General features: G+C 74.3%; 26 protein-coding genes. 14 read left to right on the top strand and 12 right to left on the bottom strand.

The genetic code is table 11. The annotated features are described in order from the left end of the window. The first annotated feature begins 36 nt into the window (after nt 1-36). Genes AB0F89_RS25810 through nikE form a run of 4 tightly spaced genes read left to right on the top strand, consistent with a single transcriptional unit; the run spans nt 37 to nt 5,238 of the window. Entirely contained in the window at nt 37-1,824 is a 1,788-nt protein-coding gene (locus tag AB0F89_RS25810; RefSeq protein ID WP_367128175.1) for an ABC transporter substrate-binding protein, read from the top strand. Beyond that, the gene (locus AB0F89_RS25815) at nt 1,821-2,777 is read left to right on the top strand and encodes an ABC transporter permease (protein WP_367128176.1); all 957 of its coding nucleotides are present in this window, start codon (nt 1,821-1,823) and stop codon (nt 2,775-2,777) included. The genes AB0F89_RS25810 and AB0F89_RS25815 overlap by 4 nt, the downstream gene beginning before the upstream one ends. Further along, the gene (locus AB0F89_RS25820) at nt 2,774-3,658 is read left to right on the top strand and encodes an ABC transporter permease (RefSeq protein WP_367128178.1); all 885 of its coding nucleotides are present in this window, start codon (nt 2,774-2,776) and stop codon (nt 3,656-3,658) included. The genes AB0F89_RS25815 and AB0F89_RS25820 overlap by 4 nt, the downstream gene beginning before the upstream one ends. After that, a complete protein-coding gene (nikE, locus tag AB0F89_RS25825) occupies nt 3,655-5,238 on the top strand; it encodes a nickel ABC transporter ATP-binding protein NikE (RefSeq protein ID WP_367128179.1) in 1,584 nt (527 codons plus the stop codon). Before AB0F89_RS25820 ends, nikE begins: the two co-directional genes overlap by 4 nt. Here nikE and AB0F89_RS25830 read toward each other — a convergent pair. The 8 genes from AB0F89_RS25830 to AB0F89_RS25865 all read right to left on the bottom strand — a co-directional run bounded on the left by AB0F89_RS25830 (nt 5,193) and on the right by AB0F89_RS25865 (nt 11,005). Then, a complete protein-coding gene (locus AB0F89_RS25830) occupies nt 5,193-6,014 on the bottom strand; it encodes an SDR family NAD(P)-dependent oxidoreductase (protein ID WP_367128180.1) in 822 nt (273 codons plus the stop codon). The genes nikE and AB0F89_RS25830 overlap by 46 nt on opposite strands. Further along, nucleotides 6,011-6,397 (bottom strand): winged helix-turn-helix transcriptional regulator, encoded by a 387-nt coding sequence (locus AB0F89_RS25835; RefSeq protein WP_367128181.1) that lies wholly within the window; start codon nt 6,395-6,397, stop codon nt 6,011-6,013. Before AB0F89_RS25835 ends, AB0F89_RS25830 begins: the two co-directional genes overlap by 4 nt. A gap of 4 nt (nt 6,398-6,401) precedes the next feature. Beyond that, nucleotides 6,402-7,613, bottom strand: a complete 1,212-nt coding sequence (locus AB0F89_RS25840; RefSeq protein ID WP_367128182.1) for an acyl-CoA dehydrogenase family protein — start codon at nt 7,611-7,613, stop codon at nt 6,402-6,404. Then, entirely contained in the window at nt 7,613-8,623 is a 1,011-nt protein-coding gene (locus AB0F89_RS25845) for a phosphotransferase family protein (protein WP_367128184.1), read from the bottom strand. Before AB0F89_RS25845 ends, AB0F89_RS25840 begins: the two co-directional genes overlap by 1 nt. Further along, a complete protein-coding gene (locus AB0F89_RS25850) occupies nt 8,620-9,267 on the bottom strand; it encodes an HAD family hydrolase (protein ID WP_367128185.1) in 648 nt (215 codons plus the stop codon). The genes AB0F89_RS25845 and AB0F89_RS25850 overlap by 4 nt, the downstream gene beginning before the upstream one ends. A 110-nt stretch (nt 9,268-9,377) precedes the next feature. Further along, the gene (locus AB0F89_RS25855; RefSeq protein ID WP_367128186.1) at nt 9,378-9,902 is read right to left on the bottom strand and encodes a DUF6886 family protein; all 525 of its coding nucleotides are present in this window, start codon (nt 9,900-9,902) and stop codon (nt 9,378-9,380) included. A gap of 61 nt (nt 9,903-9,963) precedes the next feature. Further along, nucleotides 9,964-10,446 (bottom strand): hypothetical protein, encoded by a 483-nt coding sequence (locus AB0F89_RS25860; protein WP_367128187.1) that lies wholly within the window; start codon nt 10,444-10,446, stop codon nt 9,964-9,966. 121 nt (nt 10,447-10,567) lie between these two features. Next, nucleotides 10,568-11,005, bottom strand: a complete 438-nt coding sequence (locus tag AB0F89_RS25865) for an Hsp20/alpha crystallin family protein (protein WP_367128188.1) — start codon at nt 11,003-11,005, stop codon at nt 10,568-10,570. Nucleotides 11,006-11,117: 112 nt separating this feature from the next. Here AB0F89_RS25865 and AB0F89_RS25870 point away from each other — a divergent pair, with 112 nt between their 5' ends. Both AB0F89_RS25870 and AB0F89_RS25875 read left to right on the top strand, forming a co-directional pair. After that, nucleotides 11,118-11,678, top strand: a complete 561-nt coding sequence (locus AB0F89_RS25870; RefSeq protein WP_367128189.1) for a hypothetical protein — start codon at nt 11,118-11,120, stop codon at nt 11,676-11,678. A 315-nt stretch (nt 11,679-11,993) separates the two neighbouring features. Next, the gene (locus AB0F89_RS25875) at nt 11,994-13,610 is read left to right on the top strand and encodes a PQQ-binding-like beta-propeller repeat protein (RefSeq protein ID WP_367128190.1); all 1,617 of its coding nucleotides are present in this window, start codon (nt 11,994-11,996) and stop codon (nt 13,608-13,610) included. Nucleotides 13,611-13,616: 6 nt separating this feature from the next. On the opposite strand, the gene AB0F89_RS25880 is transcribed toward AB0F89_RS25875, so the two are convergent. Genes AB0F89_RS25880 through AB0F89_RS25890 form a run of 3 tightly spaced genes read right to left on the bottom strand, consistent with a single transcriptional unit; the run spans nt 13,617 to nt 17,067 of the window. Next, entirely contained in the window at nt 13,617-14,291 is a 675-nt protein-coding gene (locus tag AB0F89_RS25880) for a dienelactone hydrolase family protein (protein WP_367128191.1), read from the bottom strand. Then, entirely contained in the window at nt 14,288-15,157 is an 870-nt protein-coding gene (locus tag AB0F89_RS25885) for an LD-carboxypeptidase (RefSeq protein ID WP_367128192.1), read from the bottom strand. Before AB0F89_RS25885 ends, AB0F89_RS25880 begins: the two co-directional genes overlap by 4 nt. Continuing rightward, nucleotides 15,154-17,067, bottom strand: a complete 1,914-nt coding sequence (locus AB0F89_RS25890) for a prolyl oligopeptidase family serine peptidase (protein ID WP_367128193.1) — start codon at nt 17,065-17,067, stop codon at nt 15,154-15,156. Before AB0F89_RS25890 ends, AB0F89_RS25885 begins: the two co-directional genes overlap by 4 nt. Before the next feature lie 130 nt (nt 17,068-17,197). Here AB0F89_RS25890 and AB0F89_RS25895 point away from each other — a divergent pair, with 130 nt between their 5' ends. The 8 genes from AB0F89_RS25895 (at nt 17,198) to AB0F89_RS25930 (ending at nt 23,528) form a co-directional block, all read left to right on the top strand. Next, nucleotides 17,198-17,764, top strand: coding sequence for a DUF3090 domain-containing protein (locus AB0F89_RS25895; RefSeq protein ID WP_367128194.1), 567 nt, complete (start codon nt 17,198-17,200; stop codon nt 17,762-17,764). Between the two features lie 7 nt (nt 17,765-17,771). Further along, a complete protein-coding gene (locus AB0F89_RS25900; RefSeq protein WP_367128195.1) occupies nt 17,772-18,566 on the top strand; it encodes an SCO1664 family protein in 795 nt (264 codons plus the stop codon). Between the two features lie 45 nt (nt 18,567-18,611). After that, nucleotides 18,612-19,085: a GNAT family N-acetyltransferase gene (locus AB0F89_RS25905; RefSeq protein ID WP_367128196.1), complete on the top strand. Its 474-nt coding sequence runs from the start codon at nt 18,612-18,614 to the stop codon at nt 19,083-19,085. Then, nucleotides 19,082-19,858, top strand: coding sequence for an aminoglycoside phosphotransferase family protein (locus AB0F89_RS25910; protein ID WP_367128197.1), 777 nt, complete (start codon nt 19,082-19,084; stop codon nt 19,856-19,858). The genes AB0F89_RS25905 and AB0F89_RS25910 overlap by 4 nt, the downstream gene beginning before the upstream one ends. An 11-nt stretch (nt 19,859-19,869) precedes the next feature. Further along, nucleotides 19,870-20,676 carry a DUF3097 domain-containing protein gene (locus AB0F89_RS25915; protein ID WP_367128198.1) on the top strand — a complete coding sequence of 269 codons (807 nt, stop codon included), beginning with the start codon at nt 19,870-19,872 and terminating at the stop codon, nt 20,674-20,676. A gap of 40 nt (nt 20,677-20,716) precedes the next feature. After that, nucleotides 20,717-21,142, top strand: coding sequence for an NfeD family protein (locus AB0F89_RS25920; RefSeq protein WP_367128199.1), 426 nt, complete (start codon nt 20,717-20,719; stop codon nt 21,140-21,142). Between the two features lie 70 nt (nt 21,143-21,212). Next, nucleotides 21,213-22,424, top strand: a complete 1,212-nt coding sequence (locus tag AB0F89_RS25925) for an SPFH domain-containing protein (RefSeq protein ID WP_367139004.1) — start codon at nt 21,213-21,215, stop codon at nt 22,422-22,424. A gap of 75 nt (nt 22,425-22,499) precedes the next feature. Further along, nucleotides 22,500-23,528, top strand: a complete 1,029-nt coding sequence (locus AB0F89_RS25930) for a hypothetical protein (protein ID WP_367128200.1) — start codon at nt 22,500-22,502, stop codon at nt 23,526-23,528. An 81-nt stretch (nt 23,529-23,609) separates the two neighbouring features. Here AB0F89_RS25930 and AB0F89_RS25935 read toward each other — a convergent pair whose 3' ends face one another. After that, nucleotides 23,610-24,989 carry an amidase family protein gene (locus tag AB0F89_RS25935; protein WP_367128201.1) on the bottom strand — a complete coding sequence of 460 codons (1,380 nt, stop codon included), beginning with the start codon at nt 24,987-24,989 and terminating at the stop codon, nt 23,610-23,612. Nucleotides 24,990-24,996: the final 7 nt, after the last annotated feature.

Below are 24,996 nucleotides of genomic sequence, written 5' to 3' on the forward strand. Positions count from 1 at the left end.
TTCTTGACTTTCACTCAGGGGCGGAGGGCGGTCACCGTGGGTATTCGACGGTTCGGCGCGGTCACGGCGGCGTTGGCGGTGGCACTGCTGCCCACGCCGACGACCGGGGCGGCGCAGGCGCAGCAGCCGGTGACGTTGCGGGTGGCGATCACCCAGCAGGTCGACTCGCTCAACCCGTTCCTGTCGGTCTTCCAGGCGGGCACCGAGGTCGGCAGGCTGATGTACGACTACCTGACCGCCTACGACGTGAAGGACCAGCACCCGGTCGAAGGGCTGGCCGACCGGTGGGAGTCCTCCGAGGACCGGCTGACGTGGACCTTCCACGTGCCCGAGGGCAAGAAGTGGTCCGACGGGCGACCGATCACCGCCGGGGACGTGGCGTTCACCTACGACCTGATGATGCGCGACGAGGTCGCCGCCACCGCCAACGGCAGCTTCACCGCCGACTTCGAGTCCGTCACCGCCACCGACGACCGCACGGTGGTGATCAGGACCAAGCAGCCGCAGGCCACCATGCTGGCGCTGGACGTGCCGATCGTGCCCGAGCACGTGTGGTCGCAGGTCTCCGACATCGCCGAGTACCGCAACGACCAGACCCCGGTGGTGGGCAGCGGGCCGTTCGTGCTGAGCGAGTACCGGGCCAACGAGTTCATCCGGCTCAAGGCGAACAAGGACTACTGGCGCGGCGCCCCGAAGTACGACGAGCTGACGTTCACCTACTACAAGACCGTGGACGGCGCGGTGCAGGCGTTGACCAAGGGCGAGGTCGACCTGGTCAACCGGATGGGACCGGCGCAGTTCGACTCGCTGGCGGACGAGGACGGCATCACCCGCAACAAGGCGCAGGGCCGCCGGTTCAACGAGATCGTGATCAACTCCGGCGCGGCGACCCGGGACGGCGTGCCGATCGGCGACGGGCACCCGGCGCTGCGGGACGTGGTGGTGCGGCGGGCCATCGCCAAGGCGATCGACCTGGACGCGATCATCGAGCGGGTCAACGGCGGTTACGCGCAGCGCGGCACCGGCCCGATCCCGCCGGTGTTCGCCGACTACCACCTCGAACCCGCGACGCCGCACCCGTACGACCCGGCCGCCGCGAACGCCGACCTGGACCGGGCCGGGTACGCGCGCGGCGCGGACGGCACCCGGGTCTCCCCGGACGGCAGGCGGCTGGAGCTGCGGCTGCTCGGGCACGCCAGCCGCGCCTACGACGAGCAGGCGGGCGAGTTCGTCAAGCGGTCGCTGGCCGACCTGGGCATCGTGGTCGACGTGCAGATCGTCTCGGACAACCAGCTCAACGAGGCGGGCACGGCGGGCACGTTCGACCTGCAGTTCTCCGGCTGGGGCACCAACCCCGACCCGGACTTCATCCTGTCGCTGCACACCTGCGGCCAGCGGCCCAACGCCGACGGCAAGGGCGGCACCACCGACACGTTCTTCTGCGACGCCGAGTACGACGCCCTCTACGCACAGCAGCGCGCGGAATTCGACCCGGCCAAGCGGCGCGAGCTGGTCGAGCGGATGCAGCAGCGGTTCTACGACCAGGTGCCGGCGCTGGTCCTGGGCTACGACAACGCGCTGGAGGCGTACCGCAGCGACAAGTTCGCCTCCTTCCCGGTGCAGCCCGACCCCGGCGGCGTGATCATGGCGCAGAACGGCATGTGGGGTTACTACGGCGCGACGCCCGCCGCGGCGGCGGGCGAGCCGTCCGGGTCCGACACCGGCCTGGTGCTGGGCGTGGTCGGCGGCGCGCTGGTCGTGCTGGTCGGCGGCGCGTGGCTGGTGGCGCGGCGGCGCGGTCCGCGCGCGGAGGACCGCGAGTGATCCGGCACCTGGCGGCCAAGGTCGGCGGCGCGCTGGTCAGCCTGCTGTTCGTGGTGGCGCTGGGGTTCCTGCTGTTCCGGGTGATCCCCGGCGACCCGGTGGTGGCGATGACCCGCGGCCGGCCGGTGACCGGGGACCAGCTGGCCGAGCTGCGCGCCCGGCTGGGCGTGGACAAGCCGTTGCGCGAGCAGTTCGTGGACTACCTGGGCGCGGCGCTGCGCGGCGACTTCGGCACCTCCTACGTCTACAGCCGGCCGGTGCTGGAGCTGATCGGCGAGCGGCTGTGGCCGACCGTGCTGCTGACCGGCACCGCCACCGTGCTGGCCGTGGTGCTCGGGTTGTGGCTGGGCATCCGGGGCGCGTGGCGGCGCGGGTCGCGGTCGGACCGGGTGTCCACGGGGCTGGCGCTGGCGCAGTGGGCGATGCCGACGTTCTGGCTGGGCATGCTGCTGTCGCTGGCCACCGGGGACCTGTTCCCCAGCGGCGGGATGCGCTACCCGGACACGCCGCCGGACTTCCTGTCGCAGGCGCTGGACGTCGCGCACCACATGGTGCTGCCGTGCCTGACCATGATCGCGGTGGTCTACGCGCAGTACCTGCTGGTGATGCGGTCCTCGCTGCTGGAGGAGATGCACGCGGACTACCTGACCACGGCGCGGGCGAAGGGGTTGCGCGACGACCTGGTGCGGCGTCGGCACGCGGTGCCCAACGCGCTGCTGCCGACCGTGACGCTGGTGTTCCTGCACCTGGGGCTGGTGGTGTCGGGCGCGATCACGGTGGAGACGGTGTTCTCCTGGCCGGGGTTGGGGCTGTTGACCTACGAGGCGCTGACCGGGCCGGACCTGCCGCTGCTGCAGGGCACGTTCGTGGTGCTGGCGGGAGCGGTGATCACGATGAACGTGGCCGCGGACCTGCTCTACCGGGTCCTGGACCCGCGGGTGCGTGCGGCATGACGACGATCGCGTGGCAGCGGCGGCGGGCGGCGGCACAGGCGACGTGGCGGGAGTTCGCCGCGCAGCGCGGCGGCCTGGCCGGGCTGATCGGGTTGGCGGTGATCGCGCTGCTGGCGGTGCTGGCGCCGCTGGTGACCGACGCGTCGGGGCTGGACGTGACGCGGGTGACCGCCCGGCCGTGGGAGCCGCCGTCGGCGCGGCACTGGCTGGGCACCGACCACAACGGGCGGTCGGTGCTGCTGCTGACCTGGTGGGGCACCCGGATCTCGCTGGTCGTGGGCCTGGCGGCGACGGTGCTGTCGGTGCTGATCGGCACGGTGGTGGGCATCTCGGCGGCGCACTTCGGCGGCTGGGTGTCGGCGGTGCTGATGAGGTTCACCGACTTCTTCCTGGTGCTGCCGTCGCTGGTGCTGGCGATCGCGCTGTCGACCGTGCTGCCGCGCGGTCTGGGCACGATCGTGCTGGCGATCGGGGTGACGGCGTGGCCCGCGACGGCGCGGCTGGTGCGCGCGCAGACGCTGGCGGTGGAGGCGCGGCCGTTCATCGAGCGCGCCCGCGCGCTGGGCGGCGGGCACGGGCACGTGATCGGCCGGCACGTGCTGCCCGCGGTGCTGCCGCTGGTGTTCGTGAACACGACGCTGACGGTGGCCAGCGCGATCGTGTCGGAGTCCACCCTGTCGTTCCTGGGGCTGGGCGACCCGACCCGGGTGTCGTGGGGGTCGCTGCTGCACGCGGCCAACATCCACGGCGCGGTGTCGCAGCGGGCGTGGTGGTTCCTCATCCCGCCCGGCCTGGGCGTGGTGTGCGTGGTGCTGGCGTTCACGCTGTGCGGGCGGGCGCTGGAGACGGTGCTCAACCCGCGGCTGAAGGGGGAGCGGTGAGCCTGCTGGAGCTGCGGGACCTGAGCGTGCGCTACCGCGGCGCGCGCGGCGAGGTGGCGGCCGTGCGGTCGGTGTCGCTGTCGCTGGCCGCGGGGGAGACGCTGGGGCTGGCGGGCGAGTCGGGGTGCGGCAAGTCGACCGTGGCGATGTCGGTGCTGCGGCTGCTGCCGCGCGACGCCCGCGTCGACGGCGAGGTGCTGCTCGACGGCGAGGACGTGCGGGGCATGTCGTGGGGCCGGCTGCGGGCGGTGCGGTGGGCGTCGGCGTCGGTGGTGTTCCAGGGCGCGATGCACGCGCTGAACCCGGTGCACCGGGTGGGTGAGCAGATCGCCGAGCCGATGCGGCTGCACGGCGTGACCGGGTCGGTGCCGGCGCTGCTGGAGCAGGTGGAACTGCCCGCGCGGACGGCCCGCGCCTACCCGCACGAGCTGTCGGGCGGGCAGAAGCAGCGGGTGATGATCGCGATGGCGCTGGCGTGCGAGCCGCGGCTGGTCATCGCCGACGAGCCGACCACGGCGCTGGACGTGGTGGTGCAGGCGCAGGTGCTCGCCCTGCTCAAGCGGCTGGTGACCGAGCGCGGCATCGGCCTGGTGATGATCAGCCACGACCTGTCGGTGCTGGCGTCCACCTGCGACCGGCTGGCCGTGATGCGGCACGGCGAGGTCGTGGAGGAGGGCCCGGCGCGCCGGGTGATCGCCTCGCCGACCCACCCGCACACGCAGGCGCTGGCGGCGGCGTTCCCGACCGTGGGCGATCCGCGGTCGCGGCACGTCACCGCGGCGGACGCCACCGACGGGCCGGTGCTGCTGCGCGCGGAGGGCGTGCGGGTGGACTACGGCTCGACCACGGCGGTGGCCGGGGTGGACCTGGAGGTGCGGGCGGGCGAGGTCGTCGCGCTGGTCGGCCAGTCCGGCTCGGGCAAGACCACCCTGGCCCGCACCCTGCTGGGCCTGCAACGGCCCACCGCCGGGCGGGTGCTGTTCGAGGGCGCGGAACTCCCCCGCTCGGCGGCGGGGCTGCGCGCCTACCGGCGGCAGGTGCAGCTGGTGCTGCAGGACCCGACGAGCGCGCTGAACCCGCGGCACTCGGTGTACGAGGCGGTCGCGGAGGGCCTGCGCATCCACAAGGTGCCCGGCGACGAGTCCGCGCGGGTCGCCGAGGCGCTGTCGCAGGCCGAGCTGCGGCCGCCGGAGCTGTTCTTCCCGTCGCTGCCGCACGAGCTGTCCGGCGGGCAGCGCCAACGCGTGGTGATCGCCGGCGCGTTGGCGCTGGGCCCGCGGCTGCTGGTCGCCGACGAGCCGGTGGCGTCGTTGGACGCCTCGGTGCGCGGCGAGATCCTGGCCCTGCTGCTGCGGCTGCGCCGCGAGCTGGGCCTGGGCGCCCTGGTGATCACCCACGACCTCGGCCTGGCGTGGACGATCGCCGACCGGGTCGCGGTGATGTACCGGGGTGAGCTGGTCGAGCAGGGCACGGTGGAGCAGGTGCTGCTGTCACCGCGGCACGACTACACGCGCACCCTGCTCGCGGCCGTGCCTCACGACCAGCGCAGCACCCGGCCGAACTGGACCAGCTCGCCGTAGAACTCCGGGCGGCGCTGCCCGAGCGCGAGGTCGAGCAGCGGCTTGGCGGCCTCGGCGGGGCTGGCGGCGCCGCTCATGTCGGCGAACCAGGGCCGGGAGGCGTCGGTGTCGACCAGGCCGGGGCACACCGAGGCGACCAGCGTGCCGGTGGCGGCGTCCGACTCGCGCCGTTCGGCGGCGACCACGCGCACCGCGGCGACCTGGCCGACCTTGGACGGGATGTTGATCCAGTCCGGCCAGCCCTGCGCCGCGGCCGTCCCGTCCAGCACGGCGTCGCGCCAGGCGAGCATCGCGGCGTCGACGTCGTCGAGCGAGCGGGTGGCGAAGCGCTCGTGCAGCGGTCGCGGCAACTGCCGCAGGGTGCCGAAGGAGCTGGCCACGACCAGCAGCGCGCCGCCGGGCCGCAGCACCGGCAGGAACGCGCGCAGCACGTGCGTGGTGCCCAGGTTGTTGGTGTCCACGAACTGCCCGACCTGGTCGCGCGCCGGCGCGCCGGGGGTCAGCCGCGCGGCGGCGTTGGAGAAGACGGCGTCGACGCCGCCGTGGCGCTCGCGCAGCTCCTCGGCGAACGCGTCGATGGCGTCGCCGTCGCGGACGTCGAGCACGTGGGTGCGGACGGCGTCGTGGTCGATCCTGGCCGCCGCCTCGGCGACCCGCCCGGCGTCCCGGCCGGTGAGGTAGACGACGTCGGAGGGGGCGGCGCGGCGCGCCAGGCCCTCGGCGAGGGCGTAGCCGAGGCCCTGGTTGGCGCCCGTGACGATGGAGACGTGACTCATGCGCCCATGGTGGCGTGCGCGGAGGAACCGATCGGTTCCTGCAGGTCCGGCTCGCCGGTCGCGTGCTGCCGCGCGTCGAGCAGGTCGCCGGTGTGCGCCTCCGCCCACGCGGCCAGCGCGCGCACCGGCGTCAGCAGCGACCGGCCCAGGCCGGTCAGCTCGTGCCAGCCGTCCACGCTGGTCAGCAGGCCGTTGCCGCGCAGCCGGGTCAGCGTCTGGGTCAGCATCTTGTTGCTGATGCCGCCGATGCGGTCCAGCAGCTCCCCGTACCGCAGCGGCCCGTCGCCCAGCGCGACGACGACCACGACCGACCAGGTGTGCCCGACGACCTCCAGCGTGGTGCGGGCGGGGCAGTCGGCGAGGAACACGTCGTAGTCGCTCACACCGTCACAAATACCGCTTGAGCTCCCGCTTGGCCAGCGACATCCGGTGCACCTCGTCCGGGCCGTCGGCCAACCGCAGCGTGCGGGCCGCGGCCCACAGCTCGGCCAGCGGGAAGTCCTGGCTCACGCCGCCCGCGCCGTGCGCCTGGATCGCCTTGTCCAGCACCCACTCCGCCATCAGCGGCGTGCCGATCTTGATGGCCTGGATCTCGGTGTGCGCGCCCTTGTTGCCGACGGTGTCCATCAGCCACGCCGTCTTGAGCACCAGCAGCCTGGCCTGCTCGATGCGCACCCTCGACTCGGCGATCCACTCCTGCACCACGCCCTGGCGGGCGATCGGCCGGCCGAACGCGACCCGGGAGACCGCGCGGCGGCACATCAGCTCCAGCGCCCGTTCGGCGATGCCGATCAGCCGCATGCAGTGGTGGATGCGGCCGGGGCCGAGGCGGGCCTGGGCGATCGCGAAGCCCTCGCCCTCGCCGGCGATCAGGTTGCCGGCGGGCACCCGGACGTCGTCGAACACGATCTCGGCGTGGCCGCCGTGCGAGGCGTCGGTGTAGCCGAACACGCGCATCCCGCGCTTGACGTGCACGCCCGGCGTGTCGCGGGGCACCAGGACCATGGCCTGCTGGCGGTGCCGCTCGGCGTCGGGGTCGGTCTTGCCCATCACGATGAAGATCGCGCAGTCGGGGTTCATCGCGCCCGAGGACCACCACTTGGTGCCGTTGATCACGTACTCGTCGCCGTCGCGCACGATGCCGGTGGCGATGTTGGTGGCGTCGGAGGAGGCCACGTCCGGCTCGGTCATGCAGAACGCGGACCGGATCTCGCCGTCCAGCAGGGGCCGCAGCCACCGCTGCTTCTGCTCGTCGGTGCCGAACATCGCCAGCACCTCCATGTTCCCGGTGTCGGGCGCGGCGCAGTTCAGGGCCTCGGGCGCCAGGTGCGGGCTGCGGCCGGTGATCTCGGCCAGCGGCGCGTACTGCAGGTTGGTCAGGCCGCCGCCGTGCTCGGGGTCGGGCAGGAACAGGTTCCACAAGCCCTGCGCGCGCGCCTCGGCCTTCAGCTCCTGCAGCACCGGCGGCCGGGCCCACGGGTCCTCGGCCTCGTGCAGCTGGCGCTCGGCGACCGGTTCGGCGGGGTAGACGAACTCGTCCATGAACCGCAGCAGCTTCGCGCGCAGTTCCTCGGTCTTGTCGTCGAAGGCGAAGTCCATCAGTGCTGCTCCCCTGAGATCGCGGCGAGGCCCTGGCGCACCAGCGGCAGGGTGAGTTGGCCGATCCGGTCGAACCCGGCGCCCACGGTCTTGCCGCGGGTGAAGCGGAAGTGGATGCCCTCCAGGATCACGGCGAGCTTGAAGTAGGCGAACCCCGTGTACCAGGCGAGGTCGCCGGTGTCGGCGCCGCTGCGCTCGGCGTAGCGGCCGACCAGCTCGTCGGCGCCGGGGAACCCCGGCAGCGTGGGCACGGTGCCGGTGATCGGGTCGTCCTCGCGCGCGCCGATGCCGTTCCAGTACACGCACAGCAGGCCGACGTCGGCCAGCGGGTCGCCCAGCGTGGCCATCTCCCAGTCCAGCACCGCGCTGATCTCCAGCGGGTCCTCGGTGACCAGGACGTTGTCCAGCCGGTAGTCGCCGTGCACGATCGTGGCGCGGGCGGAGACCGGGACGCTGCCGGCGAGCCGGTCGCGCAGGTCGTCGATGCCGGGCAGGTCGCGGCTGCGGGAGGCGTCGAGCTGCTTGCCCCAGCGGGCGACCTGGCGGGCCAGGAAGCCGTCCGGGCGGCCGAAGTCGGCCAGGCCGACCCGCGCCGGGTCGACGGCGTGCAGGTCGGCGAGCACGTCGACCAGCCGTTCGGCCAGGGCCCGCGCCTTGTCCGGCGTGAGCCACGGGCACTGGTCGCGGTGGCGCAGCGCGACGCCGGGCACCTCTTCCATCAGGTAGAACGGCGCGCCCAGGACGTCGGTGTCCTCGCACAGCAGCTCGACCCGGGGCACCGGCACGGCGGTGTCGGCCAGCGCCTTGATCACCCGGTGCTCGCGGGCCATGTCGTGCGCGGTGGCCAGCACGTGGCCCAGCGGCGGGCGGCGCAGCACCCAGCGCTGCTCGCCGTCGGTGACCCGGTAGGTCAGGTTGGACCGGCCGCCGGGGATCAGCTCGCCGGTCAGCGGGCCGGAGCCCAGGTGGGTGGCGAGCCGGTCGAGGTCCAGGCCGGGCAATCCGGTCATGCGGCGGCTCCCCTGAGCTGCGCGATCACGGCGCGCGTGGTGTCGGCGTCGGTGTGCCGGTGGGCGTGCAGGCCGACCGACCGCGCCGCTTCGACGTTGACCGGCGCGTCGTCGAAGAACACGCACCGGTCGGCGGGCAGGTCGATCAGGTCCAGGGTGTGCTCGAAGATGCGCGGGTCCGGCTTGCGCAGCCCGATCCGGCCGCTGATCACGATCGTGTCGAACAGCTCCAGCAGCAGTTCCTCGGGGTAGCCCTCGCCCCAGCTGTTGGACAGCAGCACGGTGCGCAGGCCGTCGGCGCGCAGTTCGCGGACCAGGTCGACCATCCCGGGGTCGGGGTGGGCGCTGCCGAACATGCGGCGCAGCAGCCCCCGGGCCGCCACCTCGCGCCCGTCGAGGGTGAGCAGTTCGGCGGCCAGGAGGGCTTCGAACTCGGCGGCGCCCAGCTCGCCGGTCTCCAGCCTGGCCACGGGGTTGTCGGGGAGGGCGTCGCGGCCCATCCAGCCGCGCATGGTCCGGCTGTAGCGGTCCCGGTCGATGTTCTCCGAAGTCAGCCAGTCCTCGATGAAGGCGGGCACGGAGACCGTGAGCACGCCACCCCAGTCCAGCACCACGGCATCGATGCGCCGTTCGTCCACGTCCACGCCGCGAGGGTACCGACCGGTCGGTATGTGGGCAAGCGCGGCGGTTCCGGGTCGGTTCTCGCGTGGATTTGAGGTGGCGGTGCGAGGTGGTTGGCGCGACCGCGAGGTGGTCAGGCCGGTTCCGGGCGGGCGTTGCGCAGGCGGATGCCGCTGAAGCCGAGGGTGCTCGTGGTGACGCGATGCCAGAAGGGCCAGAGGTTGGTGGTCAGCCGCAGTTCGATGCCGGCTTCCTCGTGCAGCGCCGGCAGGTCGCCGACGGGGCTCGGCGCGCCGAGCGGGTCGACCGGTCGGGTGGCGACGTGCGCGTGGGGCGAGTCGCCGAAGGGCTCGAACGCGTCGGCGTCGAACCGGTAGGCGTGCAGGCGCGCGGTCCGCAGGCGGGGCAGCCAGCCGAACTCGATCGCGTGGACCCGGTCGGCGCCGAGCCAGGCCCGGTCCTCGGAGCTGGTGGTCGGCTCCACCCAGGCCGGCGCGCGCGGGCACTGGCGGGGGAACCAGTAGTCGGGGGCGCGGTCGTGGTCGACGGCCCACACGTAGGCCCCGGGCTGCCGGGCGGTGGCCGCGACGTGCGGCTCGAACCGGGTGATGGTCGGGTCTTCCGAGAAGTGCAGCACTTCCCCCGGAGCCGGTCGCATGACCCGTGATCCTCGCCCACCCCGGCCGGCCCGGTCGACCGGTTTCCGCACCGGGCCGACCTCAGTGGACGACGCCCCAGGTGCGCACGGCGGGGTCGACCAGCACGTCGAGCAGCGCGGTGGGCCGCTGGGCGGCGGTGACGCACGTGAGCTTGTCGCAGCGGTGCTCGACCTGGAAGCCGACGCCGCCCGGCGGCGTGATCCACAGCGTCAGGTCGTAGGAGACGTCCTCGTGGTCGTCTACCCGCTCGGCCGCGAGGACCTCCGCCCGCGCCGCCACCCCGGTGGCGCGGAGCGCGGCGGTCTCGCGCGCGTCATTACTCGCGCTCGCGCCGATGCCCCAGCCGATCAGCACCACCAGCAGGGTCGCCGAGATCCACAGCGCCACCTGCCACCAGGCGTCCGAGAACACCACGGCGACCGTGCCGCCCGTGAGCCCCACGACGACGACGCCCCACGCCGTGATCCTCTGCGCCCGCGCCGAGCGCGGGTCGGTCAGCCGCACCTGGGAGGGATTCGGCAGGGCACCTGCGGGTTCGACCACGGTCCGGAGCGTAGGGGACGCGGGTGGACGTCGTGCGCCTTCCAGTGGGTTGCGGACGACGTGTGCCGGGCCTACCTGCCGTAGACCCGGCACACGTCCGGGAATCCGACGACGGGGTCGGTCAGGCGTTGATCTCCTTGGGCGCGCCCTCGGTCTGGCCGACGGCGATCTTGCGCGGCTTCGCCTTCTCGGCGACGGGGATGCGCAGCGTCAGCACGCCGGAGTCGTAGTCGGCCCGGATGTGGTCGGCGTCCAGCGAGTCGCCGAGGAACAGCTGGCGGGAGAACACGCCCAGCGGTCGCTCGGACACCTGCATCTCGACCTCGTCGGCGGTGCGGCGCGGGCGGCGCTCGGCCTTGACGGTGAGGACGTTGCGCTCCACGTCGAGGTCGATCGCGTCCGCCGTGACGCCCGGCAGGTCGAACTCGACCACGAACTCGTCACCGGCGCGGTAGGCGTCCATCGGCATGGGCGAGGGCCGCGACCAGGTGCCGGGTCCGCTGAAGAACTGCTGCGCCAACCGGTCGAGCTCCCGGAACGGGTCCGTGCGCATCAACATCGGGAAACACCTCCTGGTAGTGGGTCAATGCGCTGGTCTTGCGCTGACGGGTCCAGTTGTACCACGTCGTCAACTCGTTGACAACACCTGATGTCGTCGGTAAGTTGACGACATGGCGATCGACGATTACGAGACCGTCCGAGCGGCGGCCACCGGGGAGGACCTGAGCCCCGGGCAGGTGCTGTCCGCGCTGGTCCTGCTGCGGCGCTTGCGCGACGAGCTGGCCGGATGGGAACCGCAGCTGATCGCCGCGGCCCGTGAGCTGGGCACGAGCTGGGCCGAGCTGGCGCCCGCGCTCGGGGTGGCCAGCAGGCAGGCGGCCGAGCGCCGGTACCTGAGGTTGCGCCCGTCGGAGCTGGGCTCGACGGCCGAAGGCAGGGTGCGCGCCGAGCGGGACCGGAGGGCGGCCGACCGCGCGGTGTCGCAGTGGGCGCGCGACAACGCCGCCTCACTGCGCAGCCTGGCCGGTCAGGTCGGCCGGATGGACGTGGTGGTGCGGCAGGCGTTGGCGGACGACGACGCGGTCGCGCTGCTCGGACCGCTGACGTCGGCACTGGGCAGGGTCCGCCCCACCCACCCGGAGCTGGCCGAGGAGATCCAGGCGGTCACCGACCAGGCGGAGGAGGTGCGACGCGACACCCAGAACCTGCGAAACCCCCCAGCACCCGCCTGACCCCAGGCCCACCGCACCCAGGGTCGCCGCGCCGACCTGACCGGTGTGTATCCGGACTGCTGTGTGCCAGGACCGTCATGTGCTCGCGGCTGGTCGCGGGCGCGGGGGCTCGTGCCCGGCTCCGGGCGATGTCCGCGTTCCGGGGCGGGGTACCGGCGGCGGGAGGGTAGTCCTGTTCAGGGAGGAGGGGATCAACTGATCGGTCGGGTTCGGGTCGACCTTCTCCCGAGGGGATCCGGTCCTTTCGCGGCTCGTCCGCTTCCGCTCCGGCTGTCACGGTGGTGAGGGTGTCCACGAGTGGCAGGGGGAGATCGGATGCGGGTGCCGAAGCGGGTGGTGGCGCTGGTCGCGGTGGCGGTGGTGGCCGTGCTGCTGGGTGGTGGGGCGCCGGCGGCGGCGCCGGAGCGGGGGTGGCCGCACCGGCCCGGTGACTGGGCGACGTGGTCGAAGGACCTGGCCGGGTCGCGGTACGCGGCGGCGGAGTGGTGGATCACGCCGCGCACGGTGGGGAAGCTGAAGGTGAAGTGGGCGTTCGCCTTCCCCCGGTCGCAGGCGCCGGTGCGCAGTCAGCCCGCCGTGGTGGGCGGGGTGGCGTTCTTCGGCGGGCCGGACGGGAAGTTCCACGCCCGGGACGCGCGAACCGGCGCGGAGCGGTGGACGACGGACCTCTCGGGCATCGCCCCGGGAGCCCGGCCGGCCATCGTGTGGGACAGTCCGTCGGTCTCCGGCGGGCGGGTGTACTTCGGCGACCTCCGGGGTTTCGTCTACTCGCTGGACCAGGCCACGGGGCGGGTGGTGTGGGCCGAGCAGGTCGACGCGCACCCGGCGGCGACGGTGACCAGCTCCCCGATCGTGCACGACGGGAAGGTCTACGTCGGCACGTCGAGCGGGGAGAACGCGGCGAACGGGCCGGACGGCGGGGATGATCCGAACTACCCGTGCTGCACGTTCCGGGGGCACGTCGACGCGCTCGACGCGCGCACCGGCGAGCTGGTGTGGCGGCACTACACCGTGCCCGAACCACAGGCGGTCGGGACGTGGCCCAGTGGCGCGACGCGGTACGAGCCGTCGGGGGCCGGGGTGTGGAGTTCGCCGGTGGTCGACCCGCGCAGCGGCACCGTGTACGTCGGCACCGGCCAGAACTACACCGGCAGCGCGGGCGACTTCGACACGCTGCTGGCGCTGGACCACCGCACGGGCGCGGTGAAGTGGCGCAACCAGGTCACCGAGGCCGACACGTGGCGAGGGTTGTGCAACAGCCCTGCCCCGGAGGGCTACTGCCCGGGGCTGGCGGACGGCTCGGCGTTGGACTACGACATCGGCGCGACCCCGAACCTGTTCACCGTCGGCGGCCGGCGGCTGGTCGGGGTCGGGCAGAAGTTGGGGGTCTACCACGTGTTCGACGCGGCGACCGGTGAGGTGGTGTGGCGTCGGCAGCTGGGCGTGCCGCTGCCCAGCGGCGGGATCTCGGGCATCCAGTGGGGCACGAGCTTCGACGGGCGGCGGCTGTACGTCGCCTCGTACTTCGCCGATCCGGGGAAGGTGTTCGCGGTGGACCCGGGCACGGGCCGGGTGCTGTGGGAGACGCCGAACCCGGCGGACGGGTGCACGACCGGTGGCGCCGCCGCGCACCCGGAGGTCTGCACGCTGGGTCACGGGCCGGCGGTGACGAGCAGCCCCGGCCTGGTCTGGGAGGGCAGCAACGACGGCAAGCTGCGGGCGTACTCGGCGCGCGACGGCCGGGTGCTGTGGACCTACGACACGGTCCGCGACTTCAGCGGCGTCAACGGGCTGCCGGGCCGGGGCGGCACGATCTCCGGCGGTGGCGGCGGCGCGGTGGTGGCCGACGGGATGGTGTACGTGCAGGCGGGCTACTGGCCGGACTACCCGAACCCGGACGGCGGTGACGTGCTGCTCGCGTTCGGCCTGTGAGCGGGATCAGACCGGCAGGGTGCGGGACAGGAAGCGGGTGGTGAGGTCCCACGCGGTCGCGGCGGCGGCCGGGTCGTGGAACTTGGCGACGTGGTTGTGGAAGGCGTGGCCGGCGTCCTCCTGGACGTGGATCTCCGCGTTCGGCCGGGTGTCGACCGCGTCGACCACGCGCTGCACGGCCTCGCGCGGGATGTAGGGGTCCTGCCCGCCGAAGTGGAACTGGATCGGGCAGGTCACCGCGTCCATGACGGCGGTCCGGTCGGGCACGCCGGAGCCGTAGAACGACACGACCGCGTCGGGGTCGGCGGTGACGGCGGCCTCGTAGCCGAGCGTGCCGCCGAGGCAGAAGCCGAGGATGCCGGCGCGGCCGGTGCGGGCCTTGAGCTGCTGGAGGGTGGCGACGACGTCGGACACGCCCAGCGGGAAGTCGAAGCGGCCGGCGACCTCCATGGAGGCGGCGACGGCGGCGTCGTCGTGCCCGGAGGACCAGCCGGGCTCGACGCGCCAGAACAGCTCGGGCACGGCGACGACGTAGCCGAGGCCGGCGAGGTCGGCGGCGACGGACTCGAGGTAGTCGTCCAGGCCGAAGATCTCCTGGACCAGCACCAGCCCGGGGCCCTGCCCGGAGGCCGGTTCCCACACGGGTGCGTCGAACTCGCCGTCGGCGACCTTGATCCTCACCCCACTACGGTTACCACACCGCTGCCGCCGTCGATCTCGACCGACACGCCGAGCGGCACGGTGAGCTGGCCGGCGCAGTGCCCGAAGGGCGCGTCGGCGACGATCGGCACGCCGAGCCCGCCCAGCCGGTCGGCGAGCACGGCGGCCGGGTCGCCGCACCCGGTCCACGAGCCGAGCACGAGGCCGGCGACCCGGTCGAACCAGCCGGCGCGCAGCAGGCCGGTGAGCATCCGGTCGAGCCGGTAGGGCTCCTCGTTGACGTCCTCCAGCAGCACGACCGCCCCGTCCGGCGGCGGCGGGACCTGCAGCAGGCTGAGGTTGCCGCCGACCGCGACGCCCCGCGCGACGCCGGGCGCCATGCCGACGCCCGCGTAGGACGCCACGCCGGTGAACAGGGCGTCGCGCAGCCGGTCGCGGGCGGTGTCGTCCTCGACGAACGCCCTGGTGGCGACCATCGGCCCGAACCAGGTGGGCCGGTCCCGCGACCAGAACCGCTGGTGCAGGGCGGTGGTGTCGCTGGAGCCGACGAAGACCTTGTGGCGGGCGGTGACGGCGGCCCAGTCGACCAGGTCGACCATGCGCTGGCTGCCGTAGCCGCCGCGGGCGCACAGCACCCCGGCCACGGTCGGGTCGAGCCAGGCCCGCTCGAACGCCCGCGCCCGGTCGGCGTCGTGGCCCGCGAGGTGGGGCAGGGTCGGGTGGACGTCGAGGACGTGCGGTGCGAGCAGCACGTCCAGGCCCCACTCGCGCAGCCGCGCCACGCCGGCGTCGAGCAGGCCGGGCGGGCACGGTCCGGCGGGGCTGACCACGGCGACCCGGTCGCCCGGCCGCAGCAGCGGCGGCCGGGCGACGTCGGCCGGTGTCACCGACGCAGCTCCAGCACCGGGACCCCCTCGGGGGTGAACCCGAAGACCTGGCCGTAGAACGACAGCTCCGCCTCCAAGGCGGCGACGATGGTCTCCGCCTTGCGGAACCCGTGCTGCTCGCCCTCGAACGTGAGGTAGGCGTGCGGGATGCCGGTGCCGTCCAGCGCGGCGGCGAACCGGTCGGCCTGCCCGGGCGGGCAGATCTCGTCCTCCAAGCCCTGCAGCAGCAGCACCGGGCCGGTCAGCCGGTCCACCCGGTGCGACGGCGACCGCTCGGTGTACCGGTCGGCGGTCGCGGGCCACGGCCCGACCAGCCCCTCGACGTAGCGGGACTCGAAGTCGTGGGTCTCGCCGCCCTCGGCGGTCCACCCGGCCAGGTCCAGGATCGGGTACGCGACCACGGCGCACCGGTAGGTGTCGACCGAGGTCAGCGACGCCGCCGAGGTCCAGCCGCCGGCGCTGCCGCCGCGGATGCCGAGCCGGTCGCCGTCGGCGGCGCCCTCGTCGGCCAGCGCCCGGGCGACCAGGGCGCAGTCGTCGACGTCGACCACGCCCCACTGCTCGCGCAGCCGTTCCCGGAACGCCCGGCCGTAGCCGGTGGAGCCGCCGTAGTCGACCGCGACCACGCCGATGCCGCGGCTGGTCAGGTAGGCCAGCTCGGCGTCGAGCACGGGCGCGGAACGGGCGGTGGGCCCGCCGTGGACGTGCACGACGTAGGGCGGCTTCTCGCCGTCGGGGCCGGTGAAGTCGGGGTTGCGCGGTGGGTAGACGTAGGCCGGGACGTCGCCGTCGGGCCCGCTGAACACGCGTTCCTCCGGCACCGGCAGGTAGTCCGCAGGCAGCGCCGAGGCGGCCGAGGTGTGCTCGGTGAGCATCCCGGTGGACAGGTCCAGCGACACCACGGCCGACTCGGTCAGCGGTCCGGCGGCGCCGCTGACCACGACGCCGTCCTGCACGGCCAGGTGCGCGTGCCAGAACGGCAGGTCCACGTCGACGTCGGTGACGGTGCCGCTGCGCTCGTCGAGCACGGCCAGCGCGCCGGAGCGCAGCACGGCGTAGCGGCCGGGTCCGATGGCGGCGAACCAGCGGTTGCCCAGCCGCCACATCGGCCCGCCCAGCTCCTCGGCGCACGGCGCGAGGTTCTTGGCGGAGCCGTCCAGGTCGATCCGGAACAGGTTCCACCAGCCGTCCGGGTCGGTCAGGACCAGCAGGGAGTCGCCCTCCCACTCGACCTGGCAGACGGCCTCGGTCGCGCCGCCGGCCAGCACCCGGTGCTCGGAGGAGCCGACCTCGGCCACGCACAGCTCGGCGCCGTCCCACGGCATGTCGGGGTGGTCCCAGCCGATCCAGGCGTAGTGGCGGCCGTCGGGCGAGAGCCGGGGCCCGGTCATGAAGTGGTGGCTGGAGGCCAGCACCCGCGGCCCGGAGCCGTCCAGGGGCAGCGCGACCAGTTCGCGGCGCACGTCGGTGGGCGCGTCGCCGGTCACGGTCTCGCGCACGCACCACACCTCGGCGTGGCCGGGTCCGGCGGTGAGGTCGGCGTAGCGGTGGCCGTGGCGCCGTTCGGGCTCCGGGCTCAGCGGCACGGGCCGGGGGTCGTCGGGGTCGAACAGGTACACGCGCTGGTCGTCCCAGTTGGTGAACGCCACGCGCGTCCCCTCCGGGGTGTCCAGCACGACCCACGGCCGGCCGCCGTACTCGTGGACGCGGTTGCGCACGTTCCACGGCGGGGGCAGCAGGTCCTGCCCGTCGCGCACCAGCGCGACCCGGCCGCCCTCGGCGGGTCGCCCCTCGGCCCACCAGGGGCGGCCGTCGTGCAGGTCGACCCAGCTCAGGCCCCCACCGGCCGCGGCGGCGTCGGCCGCGGCGATGGGCGATGTCCACGTTCCGTACGGTGCGATCTTCACCACGGCGCCGACCTTAGCGCCGCCGTCCGGACGCCGGTCGGAGGTGATCGGCGCGCGGCGGTGTTCGCCCGTCGCCGAAAAGCGAGGGGCGAGGCTGCCGATCTTGCTCGCGTGGCCTAGGGTCGTCGTTGTCATGGCACGCGTCATCCACGTATTCCGCCAGCCCGACCGGTTCGTCGCCGGCACAGTCGGGCAGCCTGGCGAGCGCACGTTCTACCTGCAGGCCTCCGAGGAGGCCCGGCTGGTCAGCGTGGCGCTGGAGAAGCAACAGGTCGCCGTACTCGCCGAGCGCATCGGCTCGCTGCTGGAGGAGGTGCACCGGCGGTTCGGGGCGGAAGTCCCCGACGGGGTACCCGACGACCTCCGGGACACCGAACCGCTGGCGGTGCCGGTCGAGGAGGAGTTCAAGGTCGGCACGATGGGGCTGGGCTGGGACGCCGAGTCCCGCGCGGTGGTCATCGAACTGCTCGCGATCACCGAGGAGGAGGTCGACGAGGCGGTCGTGCTCGACGACACCGAGGAGGGCCCCGACGCGGTGCGGGTGTTCCTGAGCCCGGCGGAGGCGCGGGCGTTCGCCGAGCGCGCCGACCGGGTGGTGCGGGCGGGCCGCAAGCCGTGCCCGCTGTGCGCGGAGCCGCTGGACCCGGAGGGGCACGTGTGCCCGCGGCAGAACGGCTACCGTCGTTCGGACGAGGGCTGAGCCGGTCGTGGGTCCTGCCGACGACGGGGTGCTCGACCTGCTGCGGCGTGGCCGCATCGAGGTCGAGGGCCGGTTGGTGGACGCGTCGAACGCGACGTTGTTCTGCAGGATCGCCCTGGACGGCGTGACCGGTCAGTGCGTGTACAAGCCGGTGCGCGGCGAGCGGCCGCTGTGGGACTTCCCGGACGGCACGCTGGCGGGTCGCGAGGTGGCGACGTTCCTGGTGTCGGAGGCGTCGGGGGCGCACGTGGTGCCGCCGACGGTGCTGCGGGCGGGCCCGTTCGGGCCGGGCATGGTGCAGCTGTGGGTGGACACCCGCGAGGACGACGACCTGGTGGACATCGTGCCGGTGGACCAGGTGCGGCCGGGGTGGCGTTCGGTGCTGCGGGCGCACGACCGGTACGGGGACCCGGCGGTGCTGGTGCACGCCGAGCACCCGCGGGTGCGGTTGATGGCGGCGTTCGACGTGGTGGTGAACAACGCCGACCGCAAGGGCGGGCACGTGCTGCACGCGGTGGACGGCGCGGTGTACGGGGTGGACCACGGGATCTGCCTGCACTCCGACGACAAGCTGCGCACGGTGCTGTGGGGCTGGTTGGGCGAGGAGCTGCCCGAGGAGGCGGTGGAGGCGCTGCGGCGGCTGCGCCCGGCGCTGGACGGGCGGTTGGGCGAGGAGTTGCACGAGCACCTGACCCGCGCGGAGGTGCGGGCGTTGACCGAGCGGGTGGAGAAGCTGCTGGCGTCGGGGGTGTTCCCGGAGCCGTCCGACGACTGGCCGGCGATCCCCTGGCCCGCGTTCTGATCGGCGGGCCCTCCCGCTGTCGGGGCTGTGTTGTCTACTTGCCGCGTGGACGTTGAACTGCACGAGGTGACCGCGGCCGATGTGCTGGTGTTCTTCGAGCACCAGCGCGATCCCGAGGCGGTGCGGATGGCCGCGTTCACCTCGGCGGACCCGTCGGACCGGGAGGCGTTCCTGGTGCGGTGGGCGCGGATCCTGGCCGACGGGTCGGTGGTGGCGCGGACGGTGGTGTTCCGCGGCGAGGTCGTGGGGCACGTGAGCCGGTACTTCCAGTCCGGCGAGCCCGAGGTGACCTACTGGATCGACCGGGCGCACTGGGGCCGGGGGCTGGCGACGGCGGCGCTGGGGTCGTTCCTGGCGGCGGAGTCGCTGCGGCCGCTGTACGCGCGGGCGGCGGTGGACAACGTGGGGTCGCTGCGGGTGCTGGCCAAGTGCGGGTTCGTCGCGGTCGGCGAGGACGTGGGGTTCGCCGAGGGCCGGGGTGAGGACGTGGAGGAGTTCGTCCTGCGGTTGGACCGGTGACGACGCTGGAGCAGCGCATGACGCGCCGCTTCGGCGCGGGGGTGCGCGGCTGGCCGGCCGGAGTGGACGCGCTGGTGGCGGGCCTGTGCCGGGACTGGGGCCTGGAGGTGGTGCGGCCGCTGTCGGGCGGCACGTCGCACGCGCTGCTGTGCGACCGCGCGGGCGAGCCGGTGGTGCTGAAGGTGACGCCGGAGCCGGCGATCGCGGCGCGGGAGCACGCGGCGCTGCGGGTGTGGGCGCCCTCGCCGCGGGTGGTGCGGGTGCCGGCGGCCGATCCGGCGCGGGGCGCGCTGCTGCTGGAGGGCCTGGTGCCGGGCACGCCCGCCGCGGACGGCCCGGGGTTGGCCGACGTGCTGCGCGAGCCGCACGTCCCGCCCCGCGAGGGGTTCCCGCCGTTGGCCGAGCGGGTGGACTTCGTCTTCGGGCTCCTGCGCCGCCGGCACCCCGGTGACCACGACGCGGCGCACGCGAGGGCGGCGGCGCCGGCGCGCGACCGGGTGCCGGCGATGATGCTGCACGGCGACCTGCACTTCGGCAACGTGCTGGACGGCGGCGCGCGCGGGCTGGTGGCGATCGACCCGCGGCCGTGCGTGGGCGACCCGGCGGTCGACGCGGTCGACCTGGCCTACGCCTCGGCCGACCTGCGCGAGGGTGTCCGGCGGTGGTCGTCGGTGGTGGACGGCGACCGGTTGGCGGCGTGGTGCGAGGTGTTCGCCGGGTTCTTCCCCGATCACCCGTCGGTCGCCGGGCGGGCGGGGTCGGCGGGCCGGTAACGTCGCCGGCCGTGCGATCACACGACTACGGCCGCGACGTGCTGTCGGGCCGCAAGCGCAGGACGGTGCCCGAGGTGGTGGCCGAGGTCGGGCTGGTGGTGGAGGACCCGGCGTCGGGGTTCTGCGGCGCGGTGGTCCGGTTCGAGCACGGCCAGGTGGTGCTGGAGGACCGGAGGGGGCGGCTGCGGCTGTTCCCGCTGCGGCCGGCCGGGTTCCTGGTGGACGGCGCGCCGGTGACGCTGGTGCGGCCCGCGCCCGCCGCGGCCGGGCCGGCGCGGACGGCGTCGGGTTCGGTGCGGGTCGAGGGCCTGCGGGCCCGCACCGCGCGGGACAGCCGGATCTGGGTGGAGGGCCTGCACGACGCCGAGCTGGTGGAGCGGGTGTGGGGGCACGACCTGCGGGTGGAGGGCGTGGTGGTCGAGCCGCTGGACGGGGTGGACGTGCTGGCCGACCGGATCGCGGAGTTCGGCACCGGGCCGGGTCGGCGGCTGGGCGTGCTGGTCGACCACCTGGTCGAGGGCAGCAAGGAGTCCCGGCTGGTCGCCACCGTCGACGACGCGAACGTGCTGGTCACGGGGCACCCGTACGTGGACGTGTGGCAGGCGGTGAAGCCGTCGTCGGTGGGGATCGCGGCGTGGCCGGTGGTGCCGCGCGGCGTGCCGTGGAAGGAGGGCGTGTGCGCGGCCCTGGGCTGGGGCGAGCCCTACGAGGGGTGGCGTCGGGTGCTGGCGGGGGTGTCGGGTTTCCGCGACCTGGAGACGCCGTTGATCGGCGCGGTGGAGCGGCTGATCGACTTCGTGACCGAGCCCGTGGCCTGAAACCGCCGCGTCCGGCCCGCGCAGGTGCGAGGATGGGGGTGTGGCCGCGCTGATCTGGTTGGTCCTCGGTGTCGTCCTGGTGGCGGCCGAGATCCTTTCGGGCGACTTCGTGCTGGTCATGCTGGGGCTGGCCGCGTTCGGCGCGGCGGGCGCGTCGGCGTTGGGCGCGGACGCGCTGATCAGCGCGATCGTGTTCGGTGTGGTGTCGTTGGGGCTGGTGGTGGGCGCGCGGCCCGCGATCAGGCGGCGGATGGCGCTGGGCCAGGGGCACAAGTCGGGCGTGGAGGCCCTGGTGGGCAGCACGGCGATCGTCGTGTCCACTGTGGACGCCCACGGCGGTAGGGTGCGGATCGGCGGCGAGGTGTGGTCGGCGCGGTCGCTGGACCACGGGGTCATCGAGCCCGGTGCCGAAGTCACTGTTGTCGAGATCTCGGGCGCGACCGCAGTGGTGCTGTCCGGGGCCTGAGTGGAGGCTGGGAGAGTTGACCACCACGTTGATCGTGATCGCGGTCCTGGTGTTGTTCGTGCTGGTCGTCATGGTGAAGTCGGTGCTGGTGATCCCGCAGGCCACGGCCGCGGTGATCGAGCGGCTCGGCCGGTACCGCACGACCGCCGCGCCGGGGTTGAACATCCTGGTGCCGTTCTTCGACCGGGTGCGGGCCCGGATCGACCTGCGCGAGCAGGTGGTGTCGTTCCCGCCGCAGCCGGTGATCACCCAGGACAACCTGACGGTGTCGATCGACACCGTCGTGTACTTCCAGGTGACCGACCCGCGGGCGGCGGTGTACGAGATCTCCAACTACATCGTCGGCGTGGAGCAGCTGGCGACCACGACGCTGCGCAACCTGGTGGGCGGGATGAGCCTGGAGGAGACGCTGACCTCCCGCGACCAGATCAACAACCAGCTGCGCGGCGTGCTGGACGAGGCGACCGGGCGGTGGGGCATCCGGGTGGCGCGGGTGGAGCTGAAGGCCATCGACCCGCCGCCGTCGATCCAGGACTCGATGGAGAAGCAGATGCGCGCGGACCGGGAGAAGCGCGCGATGATCCTCAACGCCGAGGGCCAGCGGGAGGCGGCGATCAAGTCCGCGGAGGGTCAGAAGCAGGCCCAGATCCTGTCGGCGGAGGGCGCGAAGCAGGCGGCGATCCTGACCGCGGAGGCGGAGCGGCAGTCGGCGATCCTGCGGGCGCAGGGCGAGCGGGCGGCCCGGTACCTGCAGGCGCAGGGTCAGGCGAAGGCGATCGAGAAGGTGTTCGCGGCGATCAAGGCGGGCCGGCCGACGCCGGAGGTGCTGGCCTACCAGTACCTGCAGACGTTGCCGCAGATGGCGCAGGGCGACGCGAACAAGGTGTGGCTGGTGCCGTCGGACTACGGCAAGGCGCTGGAGGGGTTCGCGAAGATGCTGGGCGCGCCGGGCGAGGACGGCGTGTTCCGCTACGAGCCGCCCGCCTACGAGAAGCCGGCGACGTCCGAGCCGGAGCAGGACGACCCGTCGGTGGCGGACTGGTTCGACACGGCGCCGGACCCGGCGGTGGCCGAGGCGGTGCGCGCGGCGGAGGCGGTGGCGCGCCAGGAGGTGCCGGGGCCGTTGGAGCCCACGGGGTCGCCGTCGCTGGAGTCGCCGTCGTCGGGTCCGGGCGCGGCGTCGCTGGGGCGTGCGGCGGAGGCGTCGGCGTTGGGGCGGGGTCCGGCGGCGCGTGAGGTGGGGGCCGGGCAGGAGGAGCCGCCCGGGGCGCCGCGGGAGTGACCTGTCAGTGATCTTGGACGCAGTCCGGGGGCGTCGGCCTGGTGGCCGGCGCCCCCTTTCGCGTGGTGGGGACGGGTGGGCGCGGTGGTGGGCGGCCGGCGGGTCGTCGGCGGGCGGGCCGGGGTGCGGTTGGATGGCGCGGTGGACGGTTTACCCGGTCGTGCGGCGACCGCGCTGGCCCGTGTCGATGTCGCGTGGCCGGTGCGGTGGGGCGAGTTGGCCGCGGTGGTGGCGGAGCTGTCGGACCTGGTGAGACGCGGTCCGGGTGCGGTGGTGGTGGCGCGCGAGCTGGCCGAGGTGCTGGTGGCGGCCTCCGGTGGCGAGCACCGGGCGGCGATGGCCGGGTTGGTGGACCGGGTGCTGGACCTGCACGCGGTGGCGTGCGCGGCCGAGCCGCCGGACGGGCGGGAGTTGGCGGCGTGGCTGCTGTGGTTGCAGACGGGGTTCGCCGAGCCGCCGGAGGTGCGGTTGGCGCCGTACGCGTCGGCGTTGGGCGCGGCGGGGTTGGCGGCCTACCGGGCGGAGGCGGTGGCGCGGTTCGAGCGGCTGCCGGTGATCGGGTTCGGCCGGCCGGGGCGCTACGACCGGGAGCGGTGGGCGTTGCTGCGGGTGATGGAGGAGCTGGCCGAGCACACCGGCGAGGTGGACCTGCAGGTGCTGGTGCTGTCGCGGGACCTGTCGTCGGGGTGGCACTACCTGCAGGTGGCGACGGTGCTGCGGGACGCGGGCCGGTCGGAGGAGGCGTTGGGGTGGGTGGAGCGGGGTCTGGTGGCCACCGGCGGGCGCGGGGCGGCGGGTCGGTTGGTGGACCTGGGGGTGGACGAGTGCCTGCGGGTGGGGTCGGCGGGGCGGGCGGTGGAGCTGTGCCGGCGGGCGTTCGTGGCGCACCCGACGGTGGAGGGGTACTCGCGGCTGCGTTCCGTGGCGGCCGGGGCGGGCGGGTGGCCCGCGGTGCGCGCGGAGGTGTTGGCGTTCCTGGCCGGGCGCGCTGACGGCGTGCTGTGGCAGGTGGTGGAGGTGGAGCTGGCCGCGGTGCCGGGCGGTCCGGTGCCGGAGTGGCTGCGCCGCCTGCGCGCCGACCTCGCGGACGGCTCCGAGCGTTGAACTCACCGGTCCCGAACGTAGGACACGGTGGTCGCGGACGTAGGACACGCGGGGTGTGGGGGTAGGACTCTCGCGAGAGTCCTACGGTCGGGGGGTGGGTGGGCGGCGGTCGGTCCAGGGGCGGGCGCGTTCGAGTTGGCCGGCGGCGGTGAGGATGGTGCGTTCGCCGCCGGTGGCGGCGACGAGTTGGACGGCCAGGGGCAGGCCGGTGCGGGTGTGGCCGGCGGGGACGGCGGCGGCGGGGTTGCCGGTGATGTTCCACAGCGGCAGGAACGTGGTCATGCGGGCGGCGGCGAGCAGCGCGGTGATGGCGGGTCGGCGGTTCCACTCGCCCACGCGCAGGGGCGGTCGGGTGAGCACGGGGGTGAGCAGCAGGTCGTGCTCGCCGAAGAGCCGGTCGGTGCGGGCGGTGAGCTTGGCGGTCTGGGCGTGGGCGGCGCGCACGGCGGGTGCGGGCAGGGCGCGGCCGAGGGCGGCGACGGCGCGGGTGCGGGCGTCGAGCCGGTCGGGCCGGTCCAGGTCCTGCTCGGTGGTGGCGGCGCTGTGCAGGTAGCGGGCGGCGAACCCGGCGGGTCCGGATAGGTCGCGCAGGTCGGGGTCGACGCGGGTGACGTCGTGGCCGAGGTCGGCGAGCAGGCCGGCGGTGTCGAGGACGGCGTCGCGGACCTCGGGGTCGACGGGGATGCCGGGTCCCCAGGTGCGCAGGGACACCGCGACGCGCAGGGTGCGGTTGTCGTGGACGGCGCGGAGGTGGTCGTCGCCTGGCGCGAGGACGTCCAGCAGCAGGGCGGCGTCGGCGACGTGGCGGGTGATGGGCCCGGCGACGACCAGGCCCTCCCAGACGTCGCGGTCGGGGGCGAGGGGGACGCGGTCGCGTTGCGGTTTGAGGCCGAACAGGCCGGTGCAGGCGGAGGGGATGCGGATGGAGCCCGCGCCGTCGGTGCCGATGGCGGCGCCGACGAGGCCGGCGGCGACAGCGGCGGCCGACCCGCCGCTGGACCCGCCGGGCGAGTGGTCGGGCGACCAGGGGTTGCGGGTGGCGCCCGCCCAGGTGGACTCGGTGTGCGGCCACAGGCCCAGTTCGGGCATGCGGGTGCGGCCGACGAGGACGGCTCCGGCGTCGCGCAGCCTGCGGACGATCTCGGCGTCGGCGGGCGCGGTGGTGTCGACGGCGGCGGTGCCCTTGGTGGTGGGCAGCCCGGCGAGGGCGATGTCCTCCTTGACCGCGACGGGCACGCCGAGCAGGGGCGCGTCCTCGCCGCGGGCGCGGCGGGCGTCGGCGTGGTCGGCCTCGGCGAGGGCGCGTTCGGCGAACACGAGCCGGAAGGCGTTGAGGACGCGGTCGTGCCGGTCGATGCGGCGCAGGCACTCGGCGACGAGGTCGCGTGAGGTCAGCGCGCCGGACCGCAGCAGGTCGGCCTGTCGGGCGGCGCCCGCGAAGCACGCGTCGGTCAGGTCCATGGGGCGG

It is taken from the genome of Saccharothrix sp. HUAS TT1 (genome assembly GCF_040744945.1).
Taxonomy (GTDB): domain Bacteria; phylum Actinomycetota; class Actinomycetes; order Mycobacteriales; family Pseudonocardiaceae; genus Actinosynnema.

Excerpts from the sequence above, each read along its gene's own strand:
- AB0F89_RS25875 (WP_367128190.1), top strand. The coding sequence starts at position 11,994 with ATGCGGGTGCCGAAGCGGGTGGTGGCGCTGGTCGCGGTGGCGGTGGTG.
- AB0F89_RS25855 (WP_367128186.1), bottom strand. The coding sequence starts at position 9,902 with ATGCGACCGGCTCCGGGGGAAGTGCTGCACTTCTCGGAAGACCCGACC.
- AB0F89_RS25895 (WP_367128194.1), top strand. The coding sequence starts at position 17,198 with ATGGCACGCGTCATCCACGTATTCCGCCAGCCCGACCGGTTCGTCGCC.
- AB0F89_RS25845 (WP_367128184.1), bottom strand. The coding sequence starts at position 8,623 with ATGACCGGATTGCCCGGCCTGGACCTCGACCGGCTCGCCACCCACCTG.
- AB0F89_RS25830 (WP_367128180.1), bottom strand. The coding sequence starts at position 6,014 with ATGAGTCACGTCTCCATCGTCACGGGCGCCAACCAGGGCCTCGGCTAC.
- AB0F89_RS25840 (WP_367128182.1), bottom strand. The coding sequence starts at position 7,613 with ATGGACTTCGCCTTCGACGACAAGACCGAGGAACTGCGCGCGAAGCTG.
- AB0F89_RS25935 (WP_367128201.1), bottom strand. The coding sequence starts at position 24,989 with ATGGACCTGACCGACGCGTGCTTCGCGGGCGCCGCCCGACAGGCCGAC.
- AB0F89_RS25865 (WP_367128188.1), bottom strand. The coding sequence starts at position 11,005 with ATGTTGATGCGCACGGACCCGTTCCGGGAGCTCGACCGGTTGGCGCAG.
- AB0F89_RS25925 (WP_367139004.1), top strand. The coding sequence starts at position 21,213 with ATGGTGAAGTCGGTGCTGGTGATCCCGCAGGCCACGGCCGCGGTGATC.
- AB0F89_RS25820 (WP_367128178.1), top strand. The coding sequence starts at position 2,774 with ATGACGACGATCGCGTGGCAGCGGCGGCGGGCGGCGGCACAGGCGACG.
- AB0F89_RS25870 (WP_367128189.1), top strand. The coding sequence starts at position 11,118 with ATGGCGATCGACGATTACGAGACCGTCCGAGCGGCGGCCACCGGGGAG.